The organism is Pseudomonas sp. LB3P14 (assembly GCF_054898045.1).
Map to the genome: position 1 here is coordinate 323,166 of NZ_CM142714.1, position 15,616 is coordinate 338,781.

Annotated in this window: 16 protein-coding genes and 1 pseudogene; 8 read left to right on the forward strand and 9 right to left on the reverse strand. The window is 60.9% G+C overall.

What is annotated here, in order from left to right; genetic code table 11:
• Nucleotides 1-855: a MurR/RpiR family transcriptional regulator gene (locus ACYZT5_RS01540; RefSeq protein ID WP_462049469.1), complete on the reverse strand. Its 855-nt coding sequence runs from the start codon at nt 853-855 to the stop codon at nt 1-3.
• A 341-nt stretch (nt 856-1,196) separates the two neighbouring features.
• Here ACYZT5_RS01540 and ACYZT5_RS01545 point away from each other — a divergent pair, with 341 nt between their 5' ends.
• On the forward strand, nt 1,197-1,769 hold the full coding sequence (locus ACYZT5_RS01545; RefSeq protein ID WP_462049470.1) for a histidine phosphatase family protein: 573 nt from the start codon (nt 1,197-1,199) through the stop codon (nt 1,767-1,769).
• A complete protein-coding gene (cobF, locus tag ACYZT5_RS01550) occupies nt 1,769-2,524 on the forward strand; it encodes a precorrin-6A synthase (deacetylating) (protein WP_462049471.1) in 756 nt (251 codons plus the stop codon). The genes ACYZT5_RS01545 and cobF overlap by 1 nt, the downstream gene beginning before the upstream one ends.
• 124 nt (nt 2,525-2,648) lie before the next feature.
• Here cobF and ftrA read toward each other — a convergent pair whose 3' ends face one another.
• Complete coding sequence (gene ftrA / locus ACYZT5_RS01555; protein WP_462049472.1) at nt 2,649-3,623, reverse strand: transcriptional regulator FtrA; 975 nt, start codon at nt 3,621-3,623, stop codon at nt 2,649-2,651.
• Between the two features lie 101 nt (nt 3,624-3,724).
• On the opposite strand from ftrA, the gene ACYZT5_RS01560 reads away from it, so the two are divergent.
• The gene (locus ACYZT5_RS01560) at nt 3,725-4,159 is read left to right on the forward strand and encodes a rhodanese-like domain-containing protein (RefSeq protein WP_462049473.1); all 435 of its coding nucleotides are present in this window, start codon (nt 3,725-3,727) and stop codon (nt 4,157-4,159) included.
• 8 nt (nt 4,160-4,167) lie between these two features.
• On the opposite strand, the gene ACYZT5_RS01565 is transcribed toward ACYZT5_RS01560, so the two are convergent.
• Nucleotides 4,168-4,800, reverse strand: coding sequence for a type 1 glutamine amidotransferase (locus ACYZT5_RS01565; RefSeq protein WP_462049474.1), 633 nt, complete (start codon nt 4,798-4,800; stop codon nt 4,168-4,170).
• A gap of 248 nt (nt 4,801-5,048) precedes the next feature.
• Between ACYZT5_RS01565 and ACYZT5_RS01570 the strand changes: the two genes are divergently transcribed.
• The 3 genes from ACYZT5_RS01570 to ACYZT5_RS01580 all read left to right on the forward strand — a co-directional run bounded on the left by ACYZT5_RS01570 (nt 5,049) and on the right by ACYZT5_RS01580 (nt 7,940).
• A complete protein-coding gene (locus ACYZT5_RS01570) occupies nt 5,049-5,828 on the forward strand; it encodes an ABC transporter substrate-binding protein (protein ID WP_462049475.1) in 780 nt (259 codons plus the stop codon).
• Nucleotides 5,829-5,927: 99 nt separating this feature from the next.
• On the forward strand, nt 5,928-7,040 hold the full coding sequence (locus ACYZT5_RS01575; RefSeq protein ID WP_462049476.1) for a succinylglutamate desuccinylase/aspartoacylase family protein: 1,113 nt from the start codon (nt 5,928-5,930) through the stop codon (nt 7,038-7,040).
• A gap of 183 nt (nt 7,041-7,223) precedes the next feature.
• Nucleotides 7,224-7,940: an alpha/beta hydrolase gene (locus ACYZT5_RS01580; RefSeq protein ID WP_462049477.1), complete on the forward strand. Its 717-nt coding sequence runs from the start codon at nt 7,224-7,226 to the stop codon at nt 7,938-7,940.
• A gap of 3 nt (nt 7,941-7,943) precedes the next feature.
• Here the strand turns inward: ACYZT5_RS01580 and ACYZT5_RS01585 are convergent, their stop codons facing one another.
• The 3 genes and pseudogenes from ACYZT5_RS01585 to ACYZT5_RS01595 all read right to left on the reverse strand — a co-directional run bounded on the left by ACYZT5_RS01585 (nt 7,944) and on the right by ACYZT5_RS01595 (nt 10,402).
• The gene (locus ACYZT5_RS01585) at nt 7,944-8,531 is read right to left on the reverse strand and encodes a DcrB/PsbP domain-containing protein (protein WP_462049478.1); all 588 of its coding nucleotides are present in this window, start codon (nt 8,529-8,531) and stop codon (nt 7,944-7,946) included.
• A 126-nt stretch (nt 8,532-8,657) separates the two neighbouring features.
• Nucleotides 8,658-9,549 (reverse strand): annotated as a pseudogene (gene yddG, locus ACYZT5_RS01590) (aromatic amino acid exporter YddG).
• Between the two features lie 58 nt (nt 9,550-9,607).
• Nucleotides 9,608-10,402: a hypothetical protein gene (locus tag ACYZT5_RS01595; RefSeq protein ID WP_462049479.1), complete on the reverse strand. Its 795-nt coding sequence runs from the start codon at nt 10,400-10,402 to the stop codon at nt 9,608-9,610.
• Between the two features lie 156 nt (nt 10,403-10,558).
• Here ACYZT5_RS01595 and ACYZT5_RS01600 point away from each other — a divergent pair, with 156 nt between their 5' ends.
• Nucleotides 10,559-11,878 carry an Nramp family divalent metal transporter gene (locus ACYZT5_RS01600; RefSeq protein ID WP_462049480.1) on the forward strand — a complete coding sequence of 440 codons (1,320 nt, stop codon included), beginning with the start codon at nt 10,559-10,561 and terminating at the stop codon, nt 11,876-11,878.
• Nucleotides 11,879-11,998: 120 nt separating this feature from the next.
• Here the strand turns inward: ACYZT5_RS01600 and ACYZT5_RS01605 are convergent, their stop codons facing one another.
• Nucleotides 11,999-12,895: a LysR family transcriptional regulator gene (locus ACYZT5_RS01605; protein WP_462049481.1), complete on the reverse strand. Its 897-nt coding sequence runs from the start codon at nt 12,893-12,895 to the stop codon at nt 11,999-12,001.
• 110 nt (nt 12,896-13,005) lie between these two features.
• Here ACYZT5_RS01605 and ACYZT5_RS01610 point away from each other — a divergent pair, with 110 nt between their 5' ends.
• Nucleotides 13,006-13,608: an NADPH-dependent F420 reductase gene (locus tag ACYZT5_RS01610; protein WP_462049482.1), complete on the forward strand. Its 603-nt coding sequence runs from the start codon at nt 13,006-13,008 to the stop codon at nt 13,606-13,608.
• A gap of 146 nt (nt 13,609-13,754) precedes the next feature.
• Here the strand turns inward: ACYZT5_RS01610 and ACYZT5_RS01615 are convergent, their stop codons facing one another.
• Together ACYZT5_RS01615 and ACYZT5_RS01620 are read right to left on the reverse strand one after the other, a co-directional pair.
• Nucleotides 13,755-14,936, reverse strand: coding sequence for an acetyl-CoA C-acetyltransferase (locus ACYZT5_RS01615; RefSeq protein WP_462049483.1), 1,182 nt, complete (start codon nt 14,934-14,936; stop codon nt 13,755-13,757).
• Between the two features lie 11 nt (nt 14,937-14,947).
• A complete protein-coding gene (locus tag ACYZT5_RS01620; RefSeq protein ID WP_462049484.1) occupies nt 14,948-15,613 on the reverse strand; it encodes a CoA transferase subunit B in 666 nt (221 codons plus the stop codon).
• Nucleotides 15,614-15,616: the final 3 nt, after the last annotated feature.

The window sequence follows — 15,616 nt, forward strand, 5'->3', positions numbered from 1 at the left end:
TTATTTATCCTCCAGCAGGTGGGTGTCGAAGTCGGTCCGCAGGGCATCGATGCCTTCCAGGCGATCGGCCAGATCCGGACTGCGCAGGGTCAGGCAAGCAATCAGCGCCTCGACCTGGGCCAGCGCCGGAACCAGGGAGTCGAAGGCCGACACCGATTCCACCGGCGCACTGATAATCAGGTCGGCCATTTCCCGCAACGGTGAAGCATAGATGTCAGTGAACAACACCACGCGTGCATATCGACTTTTCGCCGCATTGGCCACGCGCAGGGCCTGTGATTGGTAGCGGCGATAGTCGAACACCAGCACCACGTCCTGACGTTGCACGTCGAATAATCGGTCTGGCAGTTGCGCGTTGTCTTCCAGCGCGAAACAGCCAGGCCGCAGCAGACGCAGGTGGTTGAGCAAATAATTGGCGAGGAAACTGCTGAAGCGCCCACCGAAGCAATGCACCTGATGGCGGGTGTCGAGCAGCCATTCCACCAGAATCCGCACATCTTCGGGCTGGGTCAGGGCATGGGTGTCCACCAGCGCTCGATAGCTGTGCGCCAGATAATGGCTCCAGGCGTCGCCTTTCTGAAGATGAGAACGAGGTTGCAACAGGGCACTGGGGGAACGGAGGCGGTGGTCCATGTCGCTGAGCAGGGCATCCTGGAAATCGGCATAACCGCTGAAACCCAGTTTTTTTACCAGTCGCACGATGGTGGGATCGCTGACACCGGCATGTTCGGCCAACCGTGACATCGGGCCCAGTCCGTTACGCGGGTACTGGTCCAGCAAGGCACGGATGACTTTGCGTTCCGACGGCGTAAGTTCCAGACCGGGATCGGTGATCAGGTCTCTGAGAGAAGGCATCCGGGCTCCTGCTGGATGGATGTGTCGGTTTCGTTTCATAAATTGCTAAAACAGTATTTATGTAGCGGACTCAACATGTCTAGTGAATTTTTTTATGGTTTTTTAAAGCTCCGAAATGGGGCGAAAGCCACGTGCGCCGGGGGCTACACGGAAGTCGACAGAGCTTGTAGGTCATTGCCCATAGCGGTGTCGGATATCGCCGATTTTTCAGGTGAGATGAGTTTTTAGAACGTGTATGACTGGATCAAACGAAACGCCCTGGATCGTGCTTCTTACGGCACAATTGGGCAATTGTCGCGGCGTGACGCCGTTTTCCATTCCCATCGACCGAGTGATCCTTCGTGCAGGCAACCCGTTTGACCCTGATGTGCCACGCTCGAACCGTCGCACAGAAATTGGCGCGTTTTCCTACGAATGAGCCGTTGGAGATGGATTGGCAATCAGAAAGGGGATCACGCTGTGCTCAGTTCAAAGGGACGCCACGACTGGTGTGTGGACCTGAACTGAGAACCCGGCAAACCGCCGAGCTGTTCGGCAGCGACGTGGAGATTGTCGCGGCACTGAGGGATTGCGATTTCGGGAACTGGAAAGGCGCGCGGATCGACGATCTGCAAAAATCCGCAGCGGATACGCTGCAGATCTGGCTCGATGACCCGAATTCGGCACCCCACGGTGGCGAGTCGGTGGCGCAACTCGGTGAGCGAGTGGCCGCGTGGCTGAAAACGCTGGAGGCAACACCGGGACACATCGTTGCGGTCACCCATCCCTTTGTCATTCGCGCCGCCCTGACGCACCTGCTGCAAGGTGCAGCGTTCAACCTGATCGACGTCGAACCGCTGTCGACCATCGAATTGCGGTTCAACGGCCGCTGGCGCCTGCGCTTGCTGGGCACTGACCCCGAGGGAACACGTTGATGAAAAAACTTCTGGTCATCGGCATCGGTGCCGGCAACCCCGACTACATCACGATGCAAGCCGTGAAAGCGCTGAACCTCGTCGACGTGTTTTTCCTCATGGACAAGGGCCAGAGCAAAGACAAACTGATCGACCTGCGCCGCGAGATCTGCGAGCGCTACATCACCGATCGCGACTACCGCTTCGTCGAAGCCCACAGCCCGGAGCGCGAACGCGGCGATGTGGACTACAAGGCCAGCGTGGAAGACCTGAACCTGGCCAAGCAGCGGACCTTCGAACGGTTGATCAGTGAGGAAATGACTGACGACCAGTGCGCCGGTTTTCTGGTGTGGGGCGATCCAGCGTTGTACGACAGCACCCTTCGGATTTTGCAGGCGATTCTGGCCTCAGGCCGATGCGTCTTTGAGTTCGAAGTAATCCCCGGCATCACCAGTGTCCAGGCGCTGGCGGCCCAGCATAAGGTGCCACTGAACCGCATTGGCCGCTCGATTGAAATCACCACCGGCCGGCGGCTGGCGGCGGGGCAGGTGAGCGATGCCGACAGCCTGGTGGTGATGCTGGACGCGGAGGATTCCTACCATCAAGTGGTGGATCAGGAGACGGAAATTTACTGGGGGGCCTACCTGGGGACGCCGGATGAAATCCTGATCAGCGGCCAGCTCAAGGAGGTGGCGGATGAGATCGAACGGGTGCGCAAGGCGGCGCGGTTGGCCAATGGGTGGATTATGGATACCTATTTGTTGCGTAAGCCTTGAGATAAGCAGTGTCTGGGCTGACGCCTTCGCGGGCAAGCCTCGCTCCCACAAGAACACCGCCATACCCGTAGGAGCGAGCGGTGCGGCGATCCGACTTGCCCGCGAAGGGGCCTTCAAATACACCTCAAATTATTGCTTTAACCTCACGCCCAAACCGCTCCCGATACACCGACGGCGGCACCCCGACCACGCTACGAAACGCCACCCGAAAACTCTCCACCGAACGATACCCACAGCGTTGGGCAATCTGGTCGGTGTTCTGATTCGTGCTCTCAAGCAGCTCGCGGGCCCGGCCCAGGCGTTCATGCTGCAACCAGGCTTTAGGCGGCATGCCAGTGGCTTCAGTGAACCGGCGCAGAAAGGTCCGTTCACTCATGGCCGCCTCACTCGCCAGCTCGCGCACCTCCAGCGGTTCATGCAAACGCTCGCGCGCCCACTGCATGACGCGCGACAAATCGCTACGAGGCGTAGGACTGACCGGTGTCGGAATAAACTGCGCCTGGCCGCCGGTGCGTTGCGGCGACATCACCAGCCGCCGCGCCACCGAGTTGGCCACCTGCGTACCGAAGTCCCGCGCCACCAAGTGCAGGCAGGCATCGATACCGGCAGCGCTGCCGGCCGAGGTGATCAGTTGACCTGAATCGACATAGAGCACGTCCGGGTCCACCAGAATGTTCGGAAAACGCTCGGCCAACTCAGCGGTGTAGCGCCAGTGCGTCGTGGCGCCGCGACCGTCGAGCAAACCGGTGGCCGCCAGCACGAACACGCCCGAACAGATCGACAGTAGCCGCGCACCCCGTGCATGGGCCTGGCGCAGGGCCGCGATCAATGCCTCAGGTACCGGGGCGCTGCGATCACGCCAGCCGGGAATGATGATGGTCCGGGCGTCGTCGAGCAGTTCCATGCCGCCATCGGCCAGCACCTGAATGCCGCCCATGGCGCGCATCGGGCCTTGATCGACAGCGGCGATCCGATGCTCATACCAAGGGAAGTCGAACTCCGGACGTGCCAGGCCGAAGATCTCCACGGCGATGCCGAATTCGAACGTACAGAGGCCGTCGTAGGCCAGAATTGCGACCAATCCAGGGGTGGGCTGCATTTGGCGGAAAGTTCCCGGTGAGTGTCTTGTGCGCCACTGTAGCCGCAAGCGTCGGGCGGATAAAGTCTTCTCACACCCACCGAGACTTTGGAGTACAGCCCATGACCAGCCTGGTCCGCGAGATTCCCGCCGCCCCATCGGCCATCGCCCTGATGCATTTCAGCAACCGTCTGACTTTCGAAACCGACTGTTCCGACGTCCACGGCAGCCAACAGGCCGGCGAAGTGGATTTTGTCCTGGTGGACGTGCGCGGCCCGCTAGCGTTCGAGCGTGGCCATGTGCCGGGAGCGATCAATATTCCCGGGCGACTGCTGAGCGCTGAAGGTCTGGCGGCTTACCCGAAAACCAGCGTGTTCGTGGTTTATTGCGCCGGGCCCCACTGCAACGGCGCTAACAAGGCCGCGGTGAAACTGGCGGCGCTGGGTTACCCGGTCAAGGAAATGATCGGCGGGGTGACCGGGTGGTTGGATGAAGGGTTTGAGTTGAGTGTTGCGATGGAACGGCCTGCCAGCACCGTGATCGGTTGCGAATGTTGATCTTGCTTCTAAACGGATGCCCACCACCCATCCAGCGTCGCCTGCAACCACTCGAACACGGCTGCATAGGCGGCGTTGTCCTGTTGACCCCGGGGCAGCGGTGACTCATCGGCAAAATGCGCATTGAGCGTTGCCACTGATTCAGCATTCCACTCGGGATGAAACTGCAAACCCACCCGCGTCGGCCCGACGCAATACATCTGCTGCTCGCACTGATCACTGCTGGCCAGCAACTGCGCGTTGGGCGGCAAGTCGATCGCGTCTTCGTGCCATTCCAGCACCTGCAACGTCTGGCCATCGACAAAGGTCACGGGCGTCCAGCCGGTTTCGGTGCGGTCCATCCGCCGCACATTCCCGCCCAGGCTCAGCGCCAGCAGCTGCGCCCCCAGACAAATCGCGAACACCGCCGCGCCTTGTTCCAGACTGCCCGCCAACCACTGACGTTCGGCTTCCAGCCAGGCCGGCCCGCCGTTGGATTCATAAGGCCCGCCCAACAGGATTACGGGTGCTGCACTGACTGACGGCAATTGGCCGAGGTCGGCGCGAAAGACGTTCAGCGTCAGTCCTCGGGACTTGGCCCAGTCGGCAATGGCGCCAGGACCTTCGGCGGGGTGGTGCTGGATCAGATTCAACGTAGGCATCAGGGCTCACTTGTAGTTTTTGCTTGTAGGTTTTGTCTGAAAAAAGGCTTGTCCTACAGTCTTTGCACCGGCTTGGCGCACGCTTCAAGGACCTTGAATTCGCCGGCCACTTTTCTATAAGAATTTGTCGCTTAAACACAATTTGCCCTCCTTGAGCCGCTCTAGACTGCCGGCCACTTCGGTGCTCTCCAACCGGACGCAGCCTACCGAAAGCTGCCAATAAAAGCCTCCGCACACAGGAGTTATAAATGAAGAAGCTAGTGATGTTCGGTGCCCTGGCACTGTCGATGTTGTCCCTGACGGCTGTGGCCGAAGATGCCAAGCCGATCCGCATCGGTATCGAAGCCGGTTACCCGCCATTCTCGATGAAAACCCCTGACGGCAAACTCACCGGTTTCGACGTGGACATCGGCGACGCGCTGTGCGAGCAGATGAAAGTGAAGTGCACCTGGGTCGAGCAAGAGTTCGACGGCCTGATCCCGGCCCTGAAGGTCAAGAAAATCGACGCGATCCTGTCGTCCATGACCATCACCGACGATCGCAAAAAGAACGTCGATTTCACCATCAAGTACTACCACACCCCGGCGCGTTTCGTGATGAAGGCAGGCACCGACATCAAGGACCCGCTGACCGAACTCAAAGGCAAGAAAGTCGGTGTGCTGCGCGCCAGTACCCACGACCGCTTCGCCACTGAAGTGCTGGTGCCGGCCGGTATCAATCTGGTTCGCTACGGCTCCCAGCAGGAAGCCAACCTGGACATGGTCGCCGGTCGTCTCGACGCGATGCTGGCCGACTCGGTCAACCTGGATGACGGTTTCCTGAAAACCGACGCCGGTAAAGGCTTCGCTTTCGTGGGCCCGACTTACGAAGACGCCAAGTACTTCGGCGGCGGCGCCGGTATCGCTGTGCGCAAGGGTGATAAAGAGCTGGCGGACAAATTCAACACCGCCATCACCGAAATCCGCGCCAACGGCAAGTACAAGCAAGTACAAGACAAGTACTTCGACTTTGACGTTTACGGCGAGTAATCACGTCCGTTCAAAAAAGTGGCAACCGTTGACGCGGTTGCCACTTTTTTTATGCCTTCATGATTTATTCTGCGCAGCACACGAATACAGGAGCACGCCATGCAACGCATCGACCATCCACTGCCCTGGAGTCACCTGGGCACCGAACGCACCCTCAGCGTGTTTCGGTATGGCGCGGGCACTCGCAAGGTTTACATCCAGGCCAGCCTGCACGCTGATGAGCTGCCAGGCATGCGCACGGCGTGGGAGCTGAAGAAGCGTTTGACCGAACTCGACACCCAAGGCCAGTTGCAGGGCGTGATCGAACTGGTCCCGGTGGCCAATCCCATCGGCCTCGATCAGCACCTGCAAGGCAGCCACATGGGGCGCTTCGAGCTGGGCAGCGGCAAGAACTTCAACCGCGCCTTCGTCGAACTCAGCGCACCGGTGGCCGAGTTGATCGGCGATCGGTTGGGCAGTGATGCGGCTGCCAACATCGCGCTGATTCGCCAGACCATGGGTCAGGTACTAGACGGCTTGCCGGCACCGGCCTCGCAGCTTGAAGCCATGCACCGCTTGCTGCTGCGCCACGCCTGCGATGCCGACATCACCCTCGATCTGCATTGTGATTTCGACGCGGCGATTCATCTGTATGCCTTGCCGCAACACTGGTCGCAGTGGCAATCCCTGGCAGCGCGTTTGAAGGCTGGGGTTGCATTGCTCTGCGAAGACTCCGGCGGCAGCTCATTCGATGAGTCGTGTTCATCGCCGTGGTTACGCCTGGCAAGGGCTTTCCCTGAGGCCGCGATCCCGCCGGCCAACCTGGCGACGACGCTGGAGCTGGGCAGCATGGGTGATACGCGGGTCGATCAGGCTCAAGCCAATTGCGAGGCGATTCTCGGGTTCCTCGCCGACCAAGGTTTCATCAAAGGCACCTGGCCTGCGGCACCGAGCGAATGCTGTGAAGGCATGCCGTTCGAAGGCACCCAATACCTGTTCGCGCCGCATCACGGGGTCGTCAGTTTCCTGCGCGATTCGGGTGAGTGGGTGGAGAAGGGCGATGCCCTGTTTGAAGTGGTTGATCCGTTGAATGATCGGGTCACCACCGTTTGCGCCGGGACCAGCGGTGTGTTGTTTGCCATTGATCGCGGGCGCTACACCCAGCCGGGTACATGGCAGGCGAAAGTCGCCGGGCGTGAGCCGATTCGGGTTGGAAAACTCATCAACGACTGAGGTTTCCCCGATCGTTCCCACGCTCTGCGTGGGAATGCAGCCCGGGACGCTCCGCGTCCCAGAAGCCGAACGCGGAGCGTCCGTTGAGGCATTCCCACGCAGAGCGTGGGAACGATCAATCCCCCGGCAAGCCTCACAGTGTTAGGCTCTGCCCCGAATCCTGCGCTCTGTGAAGGAAGGTTTATGTTGAAGTTTCTCGCTCTGCTGACACTCCTGGCGTCCGTCGCCGTCCACGCTCAAACCCCGCTGCAAACCGATCTGCCGCTCAAGTACTTGGAGCAGGCCGACCCCGAATCGCGCAATCAGCCCTTGGTGATTTTCCTCCACGGTTACGGCAGTAACGAGGAGGATTTGTTCGACATCAAGGATGAGTTGCCCGCGCCCTACAACTTCCTGTCGGTGCGGGCACCGAGGGTGATGGAGGAGGGTAGTTACAAGTGGTTTCGCGAGAAGGGCAACGCTGCCTACAACGGCGAGACGGATGATTTGAAGACCAGCGGCGAGGTGTTGCTGGATTTTGTCGCACAGGCGGCGAAGAAGTATCACACCGAACCCAACAAGGTATTCCTGGTGGGTTTCAGCCAGGGCGCGATCATGTCCTACGAGGTGGCGTTGCGTCATCCCGAGGCGGTGGGCGGGATTGCGGCGTTGAGCGGGCGGATTTTGCCGGTGCTCAGGTCCGAACTGAAACCGGATGAAAAACGCCAGAAGCTGGCGATTTTCATCGGTCATGGCACTGCAGACAAACGCCTTCCCTACAATGACGGCACGGACGCCGACAGCCTGTTGCAGAGCCTGTCACTCAAGCCTGAATTTCATGCCTACCCTGGCGTCGGCCACACCATCAGTGCCAACGAGATGCAGGATTTGAGCGCCTGGTTGCAGCGTCTCAATCCCTGATGCTTATTTGCCGGTGACGATCTGTTTGACCAGTGTCTCGTGACCAGCATTGTCGCTGAGGCGGGAAATCACCTGAACGATCGCCATGCGCGTGTTGGACGCGGCCATCAGTGTGGTGTCGAGGGTTTTGCCGCCACCCTGGGTCGCGGTGCTGTCGATCTGCCGCAGGCCTAGGCCGGTACCTTTCTGGGTCAGGCTTTTTTCGCTGAGCTTGGTGAAGTCCGGCAACGCCGTGGCTTGTTCGGTGGCGAAGTCGGAGGCCGCGGAGTCGAGGAACTGACCGTCGTTGTCTTTGACGTTGAGGCCGCCGGGGATGGTGTTTTCAGCAGCGATCACGACGGTTTTGGTGGCCTGATTGGTGTACATGGTGCCCGTTGCCCCGGCGGTGCCGGTGGCCGCGTCGCCGGCGGGCAACGGGTTGGCGACGAAGCCCTTGGGCAGGGTGAACTTGAACTTGCCGCCGAGCATCGAGACTTTCTGTGCGGGTGCGGTATCGCTGGCAGTGGCCTTGGCGGCCTGCGCATTCAGCGCTCCCAGACTGGCAACCGCCGTCAACAACAGGACAGCGGCTTTTTTACTCAACAATGGCATTCAGAAACTCCAGGGGATGGTCGCGCTTTGAGGGCGATCATCCCATGGAATTCACTTTCTAGCAGCCCTCACACCCCGCACTGCAGCTGCCGAGCCTGCGAGGCTGCTGCTACAAAAACAACGGTGTTACGCCGTTACCGGCACTTGAGAGGTTGATCGCGATGTAGCGATGGCCGCACCGGCGATAATCAGCAGTGCGGGGACGATTAGAATCGGGCTGGCATGGCTGCGCCCGATGGTGATCAGCAACAACGTGGAAATCAGCGGCGCCAGGTAGGAAAGCGCCCCCAGCGTCGCCAGACTGCCGTGTTTGGTGGCGTGGTCCCAGGCAAAAAATGCCAGTCCAACCGGTCCCAGACCGAGGACGACAATCGCGGTCCATTGGCTGAAGTCGGGCTGTACCGTGGATTCGAAGGCCAGGTGACAGACCAGGCCGGCCACGGCGACCAGGCCACAGATTCCACCAATGATGCTGCTCGGTACTTCGCTGAACCGGCGGTTGATCACCGAGTAAACCGACCAGATCAGCGCACAGCCAAACGCCGCCAGGTAACCCGCGATGCATCGCGGCACCCGCATTCGGGGCGCGCTGTTGCATGATGAAAGCCGTGCCAGCCAAGCCCAGCAGTGCGCCGAGCAATTGCCGTTTGTGCAGCTTTTCGCCGGCCGAGAACGCCGACAGCAACACCAGCAACAGCGGCCAAAGGTAATTGATCAGACTGGCTTCGGCCGCCGGGGCGGCTTTGAGCGCGAAAAAGTACAGCGCGTGATAAACGAAAATTCCGACGAACCCGGTCGCCCAAACAGCCCAGGGCTGGCGCCAACTGGTGAACCCGGCGATCCCGCGTCTGCCCAGAATCACCAGGCTCGCCATGAACGCTGCGCCGAAACCCAGTGTCAGCAGCTCAAACGGTGGAATGCCTTCGGTGAGGGTGGTCAGCAACGCCAGGGAGGACCAGAGCACTATCGCAATCACGCCGACGGCCGTAGCGCTGTGGCTGTTTCGGAGCTGAGTCATGTCTGTTCCTTCAGCGCGATGAGCGGGCGACCATCCTGGCCCGATGACATCAAGCAGCTTAGCGTTTGATCGCCGTACGTCCAGCGTCCGCCGCCGGGCTCACCGGTTTTGCCAGCAAGCGCTTGGTCACTCCGAGCATACCCACTGACACCGCAACGCCAACGGCGAACGCGGTCAGTCCCATGCCTGGCAACGCCAACGCCAACACCAGGCAAAACGCCGCGAACGAATACATCCCGGTCGCCGTCGCCCGCAGCAAAGCAGCGGTAAACGCCGGGCCGCGGGTTTGCTGGGAGAACACCGCCATCACACTGCCCAGCACCGGGAACACGGCGAGCAGGCCGCTCCAGCGTTCGCCGACGGTGCTGGCCAACAATGTGACCGCGAGGGTGAGCAGGGCGCCGGCAATCATGCGCAACAGCAGTTTGTCGGACTTCGGCGCCGAGCCTGAGATGATTGGCTGTACCGAGGGAAACAGATACGGCGCCGCCAGCAGGGCAGTCGCGGCGGCGATCACCGAGAACACCAGGGACGGTGGAATCAACGACAGCACAACGGCCGCCGTAGCCCAGACCAACAGCGATATGAGCAGCGCCCACGGCCACCCTGCGCGTTGTGCAACCTGAGCGTAGGTCACGCAAAAGGCAATCATCGCGAACATTGCAGACAGCGCTGCGGTTGCTGATTGAGCGGCGAACACCTGGCCCTGTTCGATGGCGAGAAAGAACAGGATCGGCCCGACCACCACCGGCAGCCCCGACAACCAACCGGCGACACTCGGTCCCCAGCGTTTACCGGCCAGGGAAATCAATAGGAGAAATCCTGGGATGACCAGCAGTTTGAGAATCAGCACGCACGCACCTCCGACCTGAGTGAGGCGGCAACGTTAGCATTGCGGACGGTGGATTGCTCTATGGATTGCCGGTTTTTGTATACAAAGCTGCTGCCCCTTGGGTGCGCAGGGCGAAACGTCTAAGCTGCCCCCTCCCACCTGTTTCTGGATGAGTGCGTGAACTTCAGTTTGCCCAAAACCGCCACGGCGCCGTTCTGTCCGCCGGAAGTGGCCGGCAGCGTTGCCGTCGATCCCCGTGCCTCGTTCTTCAACCGGATGCTGCGCTTTGCCGGTCCTGGTTTGCTGGTTTCCATCGGCTACATGGACCCGGGCAATTGGGCGACCGCCATCGAGGCCGGCTCGCGGTTTGGTTACAGCCTGTTGTTCGTGGTGCTGCTGGCGAGTCTGGCGGGGATGGTGGTGCAGTGTTTGTGTTCGCGCCTGGGCATTGCCACCGGGCGAGATCTGGCGCAGTTGTCCCGGGAGCGCTACAGCACCCGGACTGCACGCACCCAATGGGTGTTGGCGGAAATTTCGATCATCGCCACTGATCTGGCCGAAGTGCTCGGCTGCGCCCTGGCGTTCCATTTGCTGCTGGGCTGTTCGCTGACCTTCGGCATCGCGCTCACGGCGTTCGACACGTTGCTGGTGCTGGCCCTGCAAAACCGTGGTTTTCGCCGACTCGAAGCGATCATGCTGGTGCTGGTGGGCACCATTGGCGTGTGTTTCTTCGTTGAATTGCTGCTGATCAAACCCTACTGGACGGACGTCGCCCGGGGGTTCACGCCGTCACTGTCAGCTATCGGTGATGCCGCGCCGCTGTACCTGGCCATCGGTATTCTCGGGGCCACGGTGATGCCGCATAACTTGTACCTGCACACCTCCATCGTGCAGACCCGGATGATCGGCAAGGACCTGGCCAGCAAGCAGGACGCGGTGACACTGGCGCGCATCGACACCATTGGCTCCCTGGCCTTGGCGTTGCTGGTCAACGCGGCCATTCTGATCCTCGCCGCTGCGGCGTTCCACAAGACCGGGCATACCGACGTGATCGACATCCAGGACGCTTATCACCTGCTGGACCCGTTGGTGGGCGGGGCGCTGGCCAGCGTGTTGTTTGGCGTCGCGTTGCTGGCTTCGGGTCAGAGTTCGACCTTCACCGGGACCATCGCCGGGCAGGTGATCATGGAGGGCTTCCTGAACCTGCGGATTCCCTGCTGGCAACGGCGACTGATCACGCGCGGGCTGGCGCTGATTCCGGCGTTCATTGGCGTCTGGCTGATGGGCGACAATGCGATCGGCAAGCTGCTGGTGTTGAGTCAGGTGGTGTTGAGTCTGCAATTGCCGTTTGCGTTGTATCCGCTGATTCGCATGACCAACGATCACAAGCTCATGGGACCGTTTGTGAATCGGTTGCCGACGCGGGTGCTGGCGTGGGGGTTGTTTGTGGTGATCAGCGGGGCGAATAGCTGGTTGATCTTGCAGTTTCTGGTGTGACTGTCAGTGATCGTTCCCACGCTCCGCGTGGGAATGCAGCCCGGGACGCTCCGCGTCCCTGCCGAAGCGGACGCGGAGCGTCCATTGAGGCATTCCCACGCGGAGCGTGGGAACGATCAGTCAGCGGGGTGAAAACGCCTCAACGATAAAGTCGATGAACACTCGGGTCTTGGCCGGCATCAACGTCCGGCTCGGGTAATACAGCGAGATCGGCCCCGCGTCGGCGTGCCAATCGGGCAGCAGGCGTACCAGTTCGCCGCGCTGGATATTCGCCAGCACATCCGGCAAAACCAGCAGTGTCACGCCCAAGCCGAGTATCGCCGCTTCGCGCATGGCGGCCGGATCATTGAGCACAATGTTTTCATTCAAATTGGCAGGTGCTTCATTGCCCGCGCCATCGTGCATCAGCCATTGGCGAACCCGCCCGGTGCGGGTGCCGCGCATCACAATGCCGGTGTGTCCGGACAGGTCCGCCGGACTGTCAGGCAGGCTGCGTTGCGCGAGATAGGCCGGTGAGGCGACCGCCACGACATGCGCCGCCGCCAACGTCCGCGACACCACCCCGGGCGTCAACTCGAAACCGCCGCCAATGGCTGCGTCATACCCTTCGGCAATCAAATCCACAGGACGGTTTTCGAAGTGCCATTCCGGGCGAATCAGCGGGTAGCGTGTCAGGAATGCCGGCAGCAGCGGCAAGATATGCCCGATGCCAAAGGTCGGCGCGAGACTGACTTTGAGCACTCCCGCCGGCTCGCCTCGGTCGCTGCTCACCGAGCTGATTGCTGTCTGTAACGCTTGCAGATTGCCGCCGATGCTCGTCAGAAAGTTTTCCCCGGCTTCGGTCAGGGACAGCTTGCGGGTCGAGCGCTGGAACAGCCGCACGCCGATGTTGCGTTCGAGCATCGCCACGTTGCGGCTGACAGCGGCAGGGGTCAGCGCGAGCGCCCGTGCGGCGGCGGAAAAACTGCCGGTTTCGGCGCTGCGTACGAAGGATTCGAGGTTGGCGAGGGTTTCCATGGTGGGCACCTGCTAGTCATGCTTGAAGATCATTCAAGGCATTACCCGCTAATCAAGCGCTAATGGCAAGCGCAGTATCGCTCCATCGACAACCCCCGGAGTGAACAACCATGAGCACCATCGGAATCATCGGCGCCGGCGCAATCGGCGCAGCCTTTGCCAGAGCACTCTCGCGTCAAGGCATTGAAGTGGTTATTGCCAACAGCCGTGGCCCGCAAAGCCTGGCCTCGCTGGTGGAAGCACTCGGACCAACGGCGCGTGCCGGCACTCGCGAGGAAGCCGCCGCACAAGCCATCGTGTTGGTTGCGGTCAACTGGTCGAAGTTGCCGACCGCGCTCGCCGGTCTGGGGGATTTTGGCGGAAGGATTGTCATCGACGCCAACAACTCAATCGAGGCGCCGTCGTTCAAGGCGGTGGATTTGCAGGGCCGCACTTCCAGCGAAGTGTTTGCCGAATGGGTGCCCGGTGCGCGGGTGGTGAAGGCGTTCAATCACCTTCAGGCGCGTTTTCTGGAAAGCGATCCGGCGGCGGAGGGTGGGCGGCGAGTGCTGTTTCTCTCGGGTGATGATGCCGACGCGAAAGCTCAAGTGGCAGCGCTGATCGAACAGCTGGGCTTCTTCGGGATTGATCTGGGGGAGTTGAGCGTCGGGGCGCGGCTGGTGCAGTTTCCAGGCGGTCCGCTGCCGGTGCTGAACCTGGTGAAATTTGCCTGACGGCCAGACAAAAAAAGAACCCGGTGCGATGTGAATCGCACCGGGTGTTTTGCCAGACGGCGAACGGATATTCGTGGGTCCCCGCGCCGTCTGTTGAACGCTGTGGATCGTTCCCACGCGGAGCGTGGGAACGATCATGACTAGGCTTATTCCCGTTCGATCGCCAGTGCCACGCCCTGACCACCACCGATGCACAGGGTGGCGAGGCCTTTCTTGGCGTCACGCTTGATCATTTCATGCAGCAAGGTCACCAGCACCCGGCAACCCGATGCACCGATCGGGTGACCCAGCGCGATGGCGCCGCCGTTGACGTTGACTTTGTTCAGGTCCCATTCCAGGTCCTTGGCCACCGCCAGGGATTGTGCGGCGAAGGCTTCGTTGGCTTCGATCAGGTCCAGTTGGCCGATGGACCAACCGGCCTTATCCAGGCAACGACGAGTAGCGCTGACCGGGCCGATGCCCATGATCGCCGGGTCGACGCCCGCGTTGGCGTACGCAGCGATTTTCGCCAGCACTGGCAGGCCGAGGGCCTTGGCTTTTTCGGCGCTCATCAGGATCACCGCAGCGGCACCGTCGTTCAGGGACGAGGCGTTACCGGCGGTCACCGAACCGTCTTTTTTGAAGGCGGGTTTGAGTTTGCCCAGCGCTTCAGCGGTGGTACCTGCCCGGGGTTGTTCGTCAACCTGGAAAGCAACCGGATCGCCTTTGCGCTGAGGAATCAGGATCGGCGTGATCTCGTCGGCAAAACGCCCGGCTTCGATGGCGGCCGTGGCTTTCTGCTGCGAGGCTGCGGCGAAGGCATCTTGCTGTTCGCGGGTCAGGTTGTACTTGTCCGCCAGGTTTTCGGCGGTGATGCCCATGTGGTAATCGTTGAACGCATCCCACAGGCCGTCGCTGATCATGGTGTCGACGATTTGCGCGTGACCCATGCGCAGACCGGTGCGCGCACCGGGCATGACGTAATTGGCCAGGCTCATGTTTTCCTGGCCGCCGGCAATGATCACGTCGGCATCGCCGCAACGAATCGCCTGAGTGGCCAGATGCAGCGCTTTGAGGCCCGAACCGCAGACCTTGTTCAGGGTCATGGCGGGCACGGTAAACGGCAGGCCAGCCTTGATCGCTGCCTGGCGCGCAGGGTTCTGCCCGGCGCCGGCGGTCAATACCTGGCCCATGATCACTTCATCGACTTCAGCAACATCCAGGCCGGTTTGTGCCAGCAGCTGGCGGATCACCGCAGCGCCGAGGTCAACGGCGGAAACATTCGCCAGGGCACCCTGGAAACTGCCGATGGCGGTACGGGTGGCGGCGACAATGACGACTTCTTGCATGGAATGATTCCTCACTGAGCAGCGAACTGCATTTCCGGAACGTGATCCGGCACGATCAGTTTACCGGCGGTCTTGGCAACAATCTCCTCGACGCTGACGCCCGGTGCACGTTCCTTGAGAATGAACGCACCGTCCAGGATTTCCAGGTAGGCGAGGTCGGTCAGCACGCGCTTGATGCAACCGGCACCGGTCAGCGGCAGGCTGCAGCGTGGCAGCAGCTTCGACTCACCGTCCTTGGAGGCGTGGGTCATGATAACGATGATGTTGTCTGCACCGGCTACCAGGTCCATCGCACCGCCCATGCCCTTGACCAGCTTGCCGGGGATCATCCAGGAGGCGATGTTGCCTTCCACGTCCACTTCAAACGCACCGAGTACGGTCAGGTCGACATGACCACCGCGAATCATCGCGAAGGACTCGGCCGAGGAAAAGATCGAAGCGCCGATACGCGCGGTCACCGTTTGTTTTCCGGCGTTGATCATGTCGGCATCGATGGTTTCTTCAGTAGGAAAGGGGCCCATGCCCAGCAAGCCGTTTTCCGACTGCAGCATGACTTCCATGCCTTCAGGGATGTAGTTGGCGACCAGGGTCGGAATGCCGATGCCCAGGTTCACGTAAAAGCCGTCCTGCATTTCGCGGGCGACGCGTTGAGCCATTTGTTCGCGGGAAAGTGCCATTGT

Bases quoted from the DNA above. Each gene is read 5' to 3' on its own strand.
- ftrA (WP_462049472.1), bottom strand. From the start codon at position 3,623: ATGCAGCCCACCCCTGGATTGGTCGCAATTCTGGCCTACGACGGCCTC.
- ACYZT5_RS01570 (WP_462049475.1), top strand. From the start codon at position 5,049: ATGAAGAAGCTAGTGATGTTCGGTGCCCTGGCACTGTCGATGTTGTCC.
- ACYZT5_RS01615 (WP_462049483.1), bottom strand. From the start codon at position 14,936: ATGCAAGAAGTCGTCATTGTCGCCGCCACCCGTACCGCCATCGGCAGT.
- ACYZT5_RS01540 (WP_462049469.1), bottom strand. From the start codon at position 855: ATGCCTTCTCTCAGAGACCTGATCACCGATCCCGGTCTGGAACTTACG.
- ACYZT5_RS01560 (WP_462049473.1), top strand. From the start codon at position 3,725: ATGACCAGCCTGGTCCGCGAGATTCCCGCCGCCCCATCGGCCATCGCC.
- ACYZT5_RS01620 (WP_462049484.1), bottom strand. From the start codon at position 15,613: ATGGCACTTTCCCGCGAACAAATGGCTCAACGCGTCGCCCGCGAAATG.
- ACYZT5_RS01565 (WP_462049474.1), bottom strand. From the start codon at position 4,800: ATGCCTACGTTGAATCTGATCCAGCACCACCCCGCCGAAGGTCCTGGC.
- ACYZT5_RS01580 (WP_462049477.1), top strand. From the start codon at position 7,224: ATGTTGAAGTTTCTCGCTCTGCTGACACTCCTGGCGTCCGTCGCCGTC.
- ACYZT5_RS01605 (WP_462049481.1), bottom strand. From the start codon at position 12,895: ATGGAAACCCTCGCCAACCTCGAATCCTTCGTACGCAGCGCCGAAACC.
- ACYZT5_RS01575 (WP_462049476.1), top strand. From the start codon at position 5,928: ATGCAACGCATCGACCATCCACTGCCCTGGAGTCACCTGGGCACCGAA.
- ACYZT5_RS01585 (WP_462049478.1), bottom strand. From the start codon at position 8,531: ATGCCATTGTTGAGTAAAAAAGCCGCTGTCCTGTTGTTGACGGCGGTT.
- cobF (WP_462049471.1), top strand. From the start codon at position 1,769: ATGAAAAAACTTCTGGTCATCGGCATCGGTGCCGGCAACCCCGACTAC.
- ACYZT5_RS01610 (WP_462049482.1), top strand. From the start codon at position 13,006: ATGAGCACCATCGGAATCATCGGCGCCGGCGCAATCGGCGCAGCCTTT.